Annotated in this window: 10 protein-coding genes; 3 read left to right on the top strand and 7 right to left on the bottom strand. The window is 40.1% G+C overall.

The features are described from left to right. Positions 1–74: 74 nt before the first annotated feature. Positions 75–275 carry a hypothetical protein gene (locus V7K21_RS17825; protein ID WP_335176429.1) on the bottom strand — a complete coding sequence of 67 codons (201 nt, stop codon included), beginning with the start codon at positions 273–275 and terminating at the stop codon, positions 75–77. Positions 276–565: 290 nt separating this feature from the next. On the opposite strand from V7K21_RS17825, the gene V7K21_RS17830 reads away from it, so the two are divergent. Next, complete coding sequence (locus tag V7K21_RS17830; RefSeq protein WP_335176431.1) at positions 566–1,624, top strand: class I SAM-dependent methyltransferase; 1,059 nt, start codon at positions 566–568, stop codon at positions 1,622–1,624. 457 nt (positions 1,625–2,081) lie between these two features. Here V7K21_RS17830 and V7K21_RS17835 read toward each other — a convergent pair whose 3' ends face one another. From V7K21_RS17835 to V7K21_RS17855, 5 genes are all read right to left on the bottom strand, one after another. Further along, entirely contained in the window at positions 2,082–2,333 is a 252-nt protein-coding gene (locus tag V7K21_RS17835; RefSeq protein WP_335176433.1) for a hypothetical protein, read from the bottom strand. A gap of 45 nt (positions 2,334–2,378) precedes the next feature. Continuing rightward, positions 2,379–2,621, bottom strand: coding sequence for a heterocyst-inhibiting protein PatX (gene patX / locus V7K21_RS17840; RefSeq protein WP_442948898.1), 243 nt, complete (start codon positions 2,619–2,621; stop codon positions 2,379–2,381). 107 nt (positions 2,622–2,728) lie between these two features. Continuing rightward, positions 2,729–4,558, bottom strand: coding sequence for an FAD-dependent oxidoreductase (locus V7K21_RS17845; protein ID WP_335176437.1), 1,830 nt, complete (start codon positions 4,556–4,558; stop codon positions 2,729–2,731). Positions 4,559–5,021: 463 nt separating this feature from the next. After that, positions 5,022–5,600 (bottom strand): hemerythrin HHE cation-binding protein, encoded by a 579-nt coding sequence (locus V7K21_RS17850; RefSeq protein WP_335176438.1) that lies wholly within the window; start codon positions 5,598–5,600, stop codon positions 5,022–5,024. A gap of 94 nt (positions 5,601–5,694) precedes the next feature. Continuing rightward, positions 5,695–6,426 carry an alpha/beta fold hydrolase gene (locus V7K21_RS17855; RefSeq protein ID WP_335176440.1) on the bottom strand — a complete coding sequence of 244 codons (732 nt, stop codon included), beginning with the start codon at positions 6,424–6,426 and terminating at the stop codon, positions 5,695–5,697. A 1,016-nt stretch (positions 6,427–7,442) separates the two neighbouring features. On the opposite strand from V7K21_RS17855, the gene V7K21_RS17860 reads away from it, so the two are divergent. Then, positions 7,443–8,384, top strand: coding sequence for a hypothetical protein (locus V7K21_RS17860; protein ID WP_335176442.1), 942 nt, complete (start codon positions 7,443–7,445; stop codon positions 8,382–8,384). A gap of 56 nt (positions 8,385–8,440) precedes the next feature. Here V7K21_RS17860 and V7K21_RS17865 read toward each other — a convergent pair whose 3' ends face one another. Beyond that, on the bottom strand, positions 8,441–10,111 hold the full coding sequence (locus V7K21_RS17865; protein WP_335176444.1) for an ABC transporter ATP-binding protein: 1,671 nt from the start codon (positions 10,109–10,111) through the stop codon (positions 8,441–8,443). Positions 10,112–10,674: 563 nt separating this feature from the next. Between V7K21_RS17865 and V7K21_RS17870 the strand changes: the two genes are divergently transcribed. After that, entirely contained in the window at positions 10,675–10,998 is a 324-nt protein-coding gene (locus V7K21_RS17870; RefSeq protein WP_335176446.1) for a hypothetical protein, read from the top strand. The last annotated feature ends 484 nt before the right edge of the window (positions 10,999–11,482 follow it).

Below are 11,482 nucleotides of genomic sequence, written 5' to 3' on the forward strand. Positions count from 1 at the left end.
TAGAGGGTGGCTTTTTTTTCTAGAGTTGTCAGTTGAGACATTCACTCAGAAATCAACCTTAAAACTCTTGAAACTTAGCTCATGGAAGCATGACTAGACCCATAAATCATCCGAGCGTTAGCATCTACCTTGCCTTGAATCGGATTCCAGTAGTGAGATGCTTCTTCAGGAAGACCAAGTTCTTGTGCAGCCCGCATCAGTATTGATTGTTGGCGATTCTTGACTTGCTGATGTTCACGCACCACTAACGCACGAGATTTATCTGCGATAGACATAATCATAGTCCTCTCTATTTTGGGAATATATAATTTATGGTTTGCCAGTAAACTAATATAGCAAAAATTCTGTAACAGAAGCTACTTTTTACTAAAAATTCTGTTTGCCTTTGCTGACAATCTCAGCTATTTTTTCCTAAAGCTCGAAAAATCTTCATTAATTTACCTTTGATGGCTAAAATCATCTGGCTTCAGATTTGTCTCACCAGGGAGCCTCTACCTTTCCAACGGTAAATAATTTTTTCGTTACAATTATTTACATGGAATTAATCAAAACTTGAGCTATTTTTATGCCTGAGAGTTTAACTAAGCTGACTTATGAGACTTTTCAACAGAGCAAAAATTACTTTGGTCTGGCTCACAAAATATTAAGTTCACGGTTGAGGAACCTGGTGTATCCGACACTTGAACAAAAGACCAAACCCATCCCGAATGAGCTTTTACTCAAACTTCAACAGAGATTGAATCAGTTGCTAGAAGCAGACTGGCAAGATGCCGAAAAAGGCGTGTACCCGGAAAGTTTGCTCTTTGACAACCCTTGGGATGAGTTTTTCCGCTACTATCCTTTGATATGGCTAGATTCCCCTAAAACGTGGGAGCGGGTTCAAAAACAGAATTACCAAGATTTTTCGCCGGAAATTGATACAGATGGTTATCCCAGCTACTACGTGCAGAACTTCCATCACCAAAGCAATGGCTACTTGAGTGATTTGTCAGCCAATTTATATGACTTACAAGTAGAAATTGTTTTTGGTGGGGCGGCTGATCCAATGCGGCGGCGGATTCTCGCTCCCCTCAAGCAAGGACTAAAAGCAATTGATTCGGTTGTACCACGGCAAGCCCGTATTTTGGATGTAGCTTGTGGAACTGGGCGGACTCTAAAGTTGATTCGGGCAGCCTTGCCGCAAGCATCTCTGTTTGGTACGGATTTGTCACCAGCTTATTTACGTAAAGCAAATGAACTACTATCCCAAATTCCAGGAGAACTGCCGCAACTTTTACAAGCCAATGCCGAAGAGTTACCCTATGTAGATGATTATTTTCATGCTGTAACTTCTGTTTTTCTCTTCCATGAGTTACCAGCAACTGTACGTCAGACAGTCATTGAGCAATGCTTCCGGGTAACAAAACCAGGAGGAGTCTTTATTATCTGTGACTCAATTCAGTTGAGTGATTCACCTGAGTTGGAATATATGATGGATTCTTTCCCCGAAGCTTTCCATGAACCCTATTACAAGCATTACAGCAGTGATAACTTGCTAGAACGTTTACAGAAAGTAGGCTTTGAGAATATTGAGACGCAAGTCCATTTTATGAGCAAGTATTTCATTGCTCATAAGCCAGCTTGAGACAATACCTTTTCATTACCTTTTCTTTAAGTAAACTTTATCTAAAAAGGACAGATGCAAAATTTTGCATCTGTCCTAGGGTGTAGAATAATTAAGATGACTCAGATGATTTAGTAGATCCTTCTTAATATTTATTTCGTTGGGAGCCATCTGCGAGGAGAACGATCCAGGGTGCAAGAGTAGGTCAGGAATAGTAAGATTTGTTGCCTATAATAAACGTATACTACTTGTGCAAATCTATGCCCTAGCTAAGTTCAGATAAAACGAAAGGGATTTTATGCTTCGGCAAAGGACGCTAAATAGGTGTCGGAGCGAAGATCAATTACTTGCTGATGTAGATAAGCCAGCTACTCAATGTATAAGAAAACCTATTGGGGAATAAAGTGAAGTTACCTTAAGACTGTTTCCTCAACAAGCAAAATGTCTGAATTAGATGTGCTTTAGATTAAGTGATAGCCTATCTATTTATAGAGCAGTTGAGGATTGAGACGCAGAGTTTCCCAGGAATATCAGCAACAGTTGTGTTGCTTTTGAGGAGTTGGTGATGCTGTTGATCAAAGCACTTAATTGAATTTGCATTTTGATCGGCAGGATTGACACCAACTATATATACAAAGCTTGCAATTGAAATACTAAGCGATCGCTGAAGATTTTCGGGTGTCAACTGTATATATCTCTGCCAGAAAACTTGTGTAAAAGATGTTAGCACAACATCTTGTTTTCTGATACTTTGGTTGCTTTGGAAAAAGAGGCATTACCCTACGGTAGTTAAACCACAGCATAGATATATTCCGAATTTTTGCGTCACTTCTCTGCGCCCACTACCGCGATGACGTGGCACATCATCTGAATTTTGTTCAGATGCCGCCGATAGCCACTGTTTTGAAGCAGGCGTAGAAAGCAGCGCATAGGATAAGTGATTGACCATTGCTTGGCAGTTAAAAGCTAAGGGGCCGAACACCAGACTCGAGACTAAAAGTGAAATGGCAGCACGCATAGCAGATGTCTATTTTGGAACTCTCCACTTCACTGATACTTAGCTTTTTAATGAATATCCGGACAATTAATCAAAAAGTATTCTGTTTTACTGAAAATAAACTCTTCTTATCCCTCGTTTAAATGTTCGACTAATAACCAATTACCAAAGTGATTCTGACGGCCCCACAATGTAACTAATTGTTCGTGGGGATAATCGCGTAATTGCTCGTCGATATGCGATCGCAAAGTCACAAGCTGCCAATTTTGACCTTGATATGCGGCTGGTGCTGTGACAGTGAATCTGTATTCCTGCTGATCCAAGCGGTAGAAAATGCCTTTGAAACAGTTACTTTCCCGAATTAATGCTTTGTCTAAAGTAGAGTCAGGGTACTCATTCCCCGATAGGCAAGGGCAATAACCATTAGCTGGATAGGCTTGTGGGTTATTTAAGTAATACAGTTGCCAGTGCAGCCAATCCGAATGATTGGGCGGAAGATTAAACAAAGGAATAATTGCTGCTTTTGAGCGATTATCTGATAATAAAGCCGTTTGCAGCGCCCTAACAGGTAAATCCCTCGGCTGGCAGTTTAACTCAACACACATCGCCGCTGCCATCCCCGCTGCTTGACCAATGCCCATAACCACAGGTTGTAATCTGGTGGCCCCATTGGCAATGTGGGAGACAGAAATATTTTTTTCACAAACCAAGAAACCATCTGTTGTGGCTGGAATTAGAGAACTGTAGGGAATTGTAAAAGGAGTTCCCGTCCAGCGTCCCCCCCAGCGAATAGATTTAGGTTGCAGTGGGAATTGAACACCAGGATAATGATGGTCATTAGCGTAGTTACCAATAGCGATCGCTTCTCCTATCAAAGACGCTTTGCGATGCCTGCGGCGGGCTACGCCTACGCAAAAATTCCCATGATTAAATATAGATGCAACTCTCCCTCCAGCAATCGGCAAAATATCCTGTTCTCGGACAGTAGTTAGCCCTACTAAGCGGCGGCTTTCTCGGTAATAGGGATGCAGTGCAAAAGCTGTAGGGGCGTGAGGAAATACTTTTTTTGCTAAACCATAGCGATGACCAAGCTGATTTTGGATAAAATGGGCAAAATTTTGGCTATGCCAGCGAGATTCTTGGATGAATTCACCTCTGGATACATCTGACTCTATCAGCCGCCCTACTCCTTCGCCGTAGTCATTACCACAAATTGGCCAATTGATCATGAATCGGCGATCAGGCAAACGTCCATAATTCAAAAATGTCTCTGCTCTATAACCATCCCAAGCACCTGTAAACAGGGATGGATTATAGTTAGGGGCAGGCGGAATTTCTGGGGCGACGGCTTTACCAAAGTCTTGCATAACCACTACATAAGTGGGCGCTTGCACTGGATATCTCTGGGTTAAAAAGTTAAAAGTCACTGGGGCGCTGGGTTCTTCCCACTCAGATTGCAATTCCCAACCCCAGCGGTAAGGTATTTCAGCTAAAGCCAATAAATCTCCTAATTCTGTAGCGTCGAGAATAATCTTGGCTGTGACAGCAAAATCAGCAAAGCGGACACCAGTAATAGAATCACCTTGGCGGAACACATCTATTGGCACTTGTCCAGAAATCCAGTACAGATTTGGCAATTCCTGCACCCAATCGGCAAAAATCTCTGCCCCAATATGAGGATCGTAACTAAAAAAGCTGACCCAACTGTGATCTAATCCTCCGGGCTGTCGTTGTCGCAATTCCTGCAAAAATGCACCCCATAATCCCGTTTGAAAAGCTTCTAATTCGTTGCCATCGGGTGCAGACACCCCAGCTGAAGTTAGCATTCCCCCTAACCAAGGAAATTCGCTTATTAGAATCGTTTTGGCTCCCCGTCGCGCTGCTTGGATAGCAGCAGCAGTGCCTCCCGTTCCCCCGCCAACAACTAAGACATCAGCTGTGTATGTCTGATTAACCATTGCTTAACCTCATTGGAGTTCCGACAGCGGTTCTCAATTACATAGAATACAGACCACTCGTAGGGGCACAGCAATGCTTATAGGTGTTTAAGCGCAAACGCGTTTAAAACCTCGTTTCCAGCCTCTGGCTGGAAATGCTCTTTCATTGCGGTGCCGCTAGTCTTGAGGCGGAGCCTCTCATTAGGCATTCTCAGTCAGAGACTTCTTTTCGAGACACCTCCAAAAGCTTTTTCGCTTACTGACTTTCACCTTAAGTTGACACCAATAAGGAATGCTGTGCCCCCACCATGTGTTGCATTCAAACGAGAACTGCTATATTCTCCTAAAAAAAAGCGATCGCATTCCAGTTTTTATCTCAAACTGAGTGCGATCACGATCAGATTCCCTAAATCAAAAGAGATTATTACGATTTTTATCAATTGGCATTTACCCAACTCGAAGTCGAGGCGGTCTTCAGTTGTATTTACTTTGTCAAACCCTCAAACACACCTCTCAAAGCTGCAACAGCATCTTGAGTCCGCGCCCAAACACCTTGATCTGGGTCTTGACCTGTAAGTTCTCTTGTACCCAAAACTTCCAACACACCTTTCAATTGTTCTTGATGGGCACGATTCTCAAAGTTCACTTGATTGAGTGGCCCAATAGCTTCTTTGACATCATCACCAACCACCTGTGCAGCCTTATGGATAATTAAACCAGTCATTACGGCTTGGTGCTTAATCCTTTCGTGAATAGAAAACTTTTGGTACAGTGTTAGCTCATTCCCATCTATTATCCGGTTTACTTGCTCAACGTACTGCCCTATAGTGTCTCTAGGCTGGGCTGAACCACCACCAAATTTAGAGATGACTTGCTCGATTACTGTGAGATTTTCTTGATCATCTTTGAGAAAGTCGTTTAGGCGCTTGCTAATTTCTTGATCGTTGCTTACAGCAGGTAGTACTTTTTGTTCATTAGCAATTAGTAACTCTTGTATAGCTTTCAAATCTGCTAGCTCTGTAGCGATCGCGCTCCGCTTGGTATCATCTAAAGCTACAACCATTTCTAGACTTTCCTGAAATAATTTAGGACACGATTAAGCTCTCACAATTGTTTGACTTGGCGCATCTTTCTTGAGATATATTATCATCTAATACTTAAAGTCGCAAACAGGCATACAGCGAATCTGACACACGGATAAACTTCCAGAAGTCGAGTAGCTGTTCTCCTACAAGCTGATACTGGGAAAAGTGAAAAAAATGCCCTCCTTCAAAACATGACCATAGGCGATCGCCTTCCTTAAAATGCGATCGCCATCCTTGCAGTGCATCAGGTGTGACAACAATATCGTTTAAGCTACCACAAACCATCAAAGGTACTGAAACTCTGTTTGGAGTAATACTCACGCTTTCAAACAGAGAATGAGGAGAGAGCGAACAATCTAAGTCTTGCTCCAGAAGATGTGTCAGACTCTTGATAGTACATTTCTCCTGATAACCAAACAAATTATAAACCATATCAGTTAAAAGCTTTCGGCGACTTAAAAACTGACAGTGAATATAGTAATGAGCTTGCCAATCAACTGCTGGATCAACACCCACTGCTAATAGCGTCAAAGACTTAACTGTTTCTGGATAGCGACGGCTATAGAGTAGAGCTAGTAATCCTGCTGTACTATGACCAATCAAATGAACAGGTTGATTGCAAGATTTGAGGTAGTCGTGAAGCAGAACAACAGCAGCATCTAGTGAACTTGCTTCATCTTGACTTTGGCAATATTTCCACTCTTGGATTGTCACTTGAGATGATAAGTAACAAAGTAGTGGTTGAGCAAAGTATTGCAAACTAGGGCTTGTATTTAACCAAAGAACATCCGGTAGTTTAGACATCCTGATTTTCCTGTAAATAGAATAAACTCTCAATTCACTGATTAAGAATTTTGTAACGAATAATCCCAAATTCCTATACCTGATTACAGCTGATTTTTCCAGTCAGGCTTACCAGTGTGTCAAACCTCCTGTAAAAACTTATTGAAAAAAATATTCAATATATTTTAGAAAAGCTTACAACATTAGAGAAATTATTGCAAATAATTATTATTAGTCCTTCAATACCGTTTCTCTGTGAAGTTATACAAAAATTTCCCCCGTCTAGAGGTTTAACAGGATTTTGTCTTGCTGACGAGTTAGAAATACCCTTTTGATATAGCGGTTCCCGTTTACGTGAGGTAGACGCGTAGGGGCAACTGCCGTGCCGTGCCCCTAGGCCTCGCAATATAATCTGAATGGGAAGCGCTATATACGAGCGCCCATATCTCAGGTATCTCGTGTATTTACTTAATATAGGTAATTTTTTATATTAATTACTTAGAAAATTTTCTCATATCAGGAAAAATAAACTTTTTCTCTAATAGGACTTACGCACACTCTACTAATGCTTCTCAACTCGATGAGACGCTGCGCGTTAGCGTTGATGGTAGCCTGCGGCCACTACGTATCTACGATAAATTAAGCTTTTTGGCTATTTTTGCGTAAGTCCTGTCTAAATATCTAGATACCGCTTTTGTAAAGGCGAAATAATTTCAATTTTTGATCTCAGCTAGCAGAAATATATTAGCAAAGTTGTTACTTTAAATTTCTCCATTAGAGAATACAATGTCGAATCCTTATAAGAGCAAGAGTTACAAATAATTTGATTATGGCTGGATATACATAGGATTTAAGATTACATCAAACAATGGCTTAAATTTTTTAGTCAGACTCATGATAATTTATTTTCAGTCGATATGAATCAATCCCATTTGTATATACATCTAAAGATAGAGGTTGGAACTATAAATTGGTATTTAGAATTAATATAAATCTTAACTTTATGGATTAGTAGTATCAAGTAAAATCCCTATATTATGTTTAGTAATTGTTTGAAAAAAACTGAGAAATTAAGTATAAATCAAGATAGCAATGTCTCAAATGTTGATATAGCACTTTTTATAGATAAAATTAAAAGTAATATCTGGGTATTTGGTATTCCATCTTGGCTTTTCGGAATAACCGATAGAAGCATAGCTGCATTTGCTGATGGTTATTTATCTCCCTTAGAAATATTTCAGCTATTTACAGCCTCTTTCTTTTTTTTGAGTTGGCTATATCTTAAGCCTGAGGAAAGCTTCAATAGCAATGATTTAGCGCCCAACCAATATCAAGAATATCTTAATCGGACGCAAGCTAACAAGCTTCAATTGAAAAAGCTTCACATGATAAGTCAGGAGTATATTTTACCGTTTCCTTATATTTGCCAAATCTATCATCTATTGAACTTAAAACATTTGGAAACAGTTCATAGATTTAGCCTTAATAATCTTAAAATTATTAATATTAGCCATTTTGAAACCACAAATAGCGGTGGGATAATCAAGTTTAAAACAATATTAGATTCGCCAGGTAATCCTTTGAGGATTTGGCGACAACCGACTGTGGAGGTTGATTTAATATTACATACTCTTTACACTATTGAACTGAGTATTCCAGTCTATAATCAGAAAAGAATAATTGTTATATTTAATGCTTTCCCCTTAAATGACTCAGAACATCACCTATTTATAGACATTTATAGTGACTTAGAGTGGCCAAAGCCATTATTACAAATAATATTGCATTTTGCTTCTTGTTTGACACTCTTTGAAGATTTGCCGTATCTAAGAGCTTTGGGTGAGAAAAAGATAGAGCGTTTATTCAACTTAAGCAGGACTTCAAATCACGAGACAGCGTTGCTGTTTAAAAGATTCGTTGAGCTATATGGTGCGAGTGGAGAAACAACTAAATTACTTGAGGGAAGAGAAAAGAATTAACAGTTAGGAGTTAGGAGTTAGGAATTTGAAACTTATAACTCCTCATCTTAATTTAGTTAAGCACGTGCTAGCAATGGAGCAGCAGCTAGTAAGGTTTTGGTGTAAGGATGCTGAGGATTAGCAAAAATATTTTTTGTCAGACCGAGTTCGACAATTTTACCGCTATTCATCACGGCAATCCGATCGCACAAAAATCGAGCTAACCAAAGGTCATGAGTGATGAACAGATAAGTTAACTCAAATTCTTCCTTTAATTGCAACATCAAATCCAGCACTTGCGACTGCACGCTAGCGTCTAACATACTCACAGGTTCATCGCAGATTAAAAGTTTAGGGTGAGTAATCAAAGCACGAGCGATCGCAACTCTTTGCTGTTGTCCACCAGACAAATCTGATGGATAACGCTCATAATACACTTTTGGCGGTGTTAACCCGACTTTCTCTAGCATCCACAAAACCTGTTCTTTTGCCTTAAGGGGATCGGCAAGATTGTGGATAAATAAAGGGTCAGCAATACTTTGTCCCACTGTCATCGCTGGATTGAGACAAGCATGAGGGTCTTGAAAAACCATTTGTATTTGTCGCCGTGAGGAGCGAATTTCTTGGCGCGACAGTCTAGCTAAATCCTGTCCTAAAAACTCAACTTTACCACTCGTGGGACGAATTAGTTGCAAGATTGTTCGTGAGAGCGTACTTTTACCACAACCTGATTCCCCGACTAAGCCGAGAATTTCTTTTGAATAAAGATCCAGGTTGATACCATCTACTGCTTTAATTGTCTGCGTTTGTGTGTTCAATAGTCGTTCGATAAAGTTAGGTTCTATGGTGTAATATTGCTTGAGTTCAGTGAGACTCAAAATTGGGGATTGCTTATTAATAATTGGTAATTGCTTTTGTTCATCATTGACAATTATCAATTCTCCACCATCATTTACTGCTTGAATGTGTAAAGCTGCTTTTAAGAGCGATCGCGTATACTCATGTTGAGGATGTCTAAATACAGTTTCTGTAGAACCCATTTCCACGATCTTGCCGTTGTACATAACGCCAATGCGATCGCAATACTCAGCCACCATTGCTAAATCGTGAGAAATCAACAACAATCCCATGTTTTCTTCACCACACAGGCGAGTTAATTCTTGCAAAATCTGTGCGGAAACTGTGACATCTAAACTGGTGGTGGGTTCATCCGCAACAATTAATTTGGGGTTGAGGAGTAAAGCTAAGGCGATCGCTACTCGTTGACGCATTCCACCGCTAAACTCATGGGGATATTGATTCCAGCGACTAGCCGGAATATTCACTTTTTCCAAGGTAGCAAGTGCTTTTTTTTTGGCTTCTCGCGTTGATAATTCTGATGAGTGCGCCTGAAGGGTTTCGATACAATGCTTACCAATTGTCATCAGCGGATCGAGGCGTGTCATCGGATCTTGAAAAATTAAGGCGATCGCCTCTCCCCGAAATTTCCGCAACTGGTTAGGCGTCAAGTCAAACACTGACTGTTCTTGAAATGTCACCTGTCCCTGAATACGACTAGACACTGGTAGTAAACGCATTACTGCCCGTCCTATAGTTGACTTACCACAACCAGATTCTCCCACCAATCCCATTCTTTCACCTGGTTGCAAGCTCAAAGATACATTATCAACCGCCCAGCTTGCTTCTTCTCCACTCCTGTGAGGATAAGCAACTCGCAGATTTTCGATACAGAATAAGGCTTTACTCATAGTTAGTTATTAGCCGTAGGCTACCAGCTTTTATAATTTCAAATTTAAGATAGTCTATCAGATTAGTATTAGACCTCCGTTATGCGAACATCTTTATTGTCTTAGCGTAGGCGTAGCCTGCCCTACCCCTACGGGGAAGCAGCTACGCGTAGCATCTCCAAGAGTTGGCATCGCCTTTATAAAAAACTCCACCCACAAGGAGATGGAGTTTCCTGCCGACTTTCGATGAACAACAGTTCTACAACAGAGACGTTGAGGTTGGATCAACCTAATGTATCTACCGACAAGCAATCCAAAGATAGTGACGAGATCCGCCAATCTTCTATCATACTGATTTATACCGCTGGTCTCAAGTTTTATCTGTTTATGTTAAGAGGCAAGCATTTTTACTATTGAGCTAATTAATCTTCATCAGCTTGATATCATTTGTACCTTGCTCAGTTTCTAGTAATTAATTCATCCATTTGTGGGAGGTAATTAGTAAGCCAATAAGTGTACTTTGCTAATAAGCAGACCAACACAAGATGGTTTGAATCAGCATTCATCCAATAAATGTATTAATCATGTTGAATTCGATATTCACCGGATATAGAAAAATAAAACCCTTGGTAGTTTTAACAGCTTTTTTGCTGGTTGTAGAAACTTCTGCCAATGCTCAACAACCCCTTCCTAGTTTTACTTCAGCACAAGCTCAACATTTATCCCGTGACTTGGTTCCATATAATTCTCAAGACTTTTTTAGGCAAGGAAAAGATTCTCTTGAGAGAGAAATTCAAATTCTTAGACAAAGGCAACTGCGCTCAATTAAACCTGTTCTTAAGATTGATTTAGTACCAGAGATAAAAATACCACAGACCCCGCAAAACCCTAACATCTTATCTAAGTAATAATTATCATTGTTCTATAGTACTTCTATTTTATTTTTGAAAAAACTCCGTATATCTGAAGAGTGCGGAAATCAAAAGTAGTGTGTTGAATAAACCACTTTTTCCATCCACTTCAAAAGAAAGAACAGCTATATCTTTTCGATTTTTTAATTACCTGACTCTTAATCGTGACTATTTACTGCAAATATGGACAGTTTAGGCTACATTTTGACTTATACCATTTCTTTGTAAGGCTGCGCTAAATTTTCTTTCTTTCTTTGTGTCCTACCCTGCGGGAAGCCACTTCTCTGCGAGACGCTTTGCGAACGTGTCTATGCGCCCTTTGCGGTTCGTTCCTTATATAGTTTGTGACACGCTGATCAGTTCTAATAGTAATTCTTTAAGAATTCTCGTAACTGCCCAGGTAGGAATGTCAGGAATATTCCCATGAGGGAAGAAAGATGGTAGTGTTCAAGCATGAATCCAGAAGAAAAAGATCAAAAAA

It is taken from the genome of Nostoc sp., from assembly GCF_036919595.1.
GTDB lineage: Bacteria > Cyanobacteriota > Cyanobacteriia > Cyanobacteriales > Nostocaceae > Nostoc.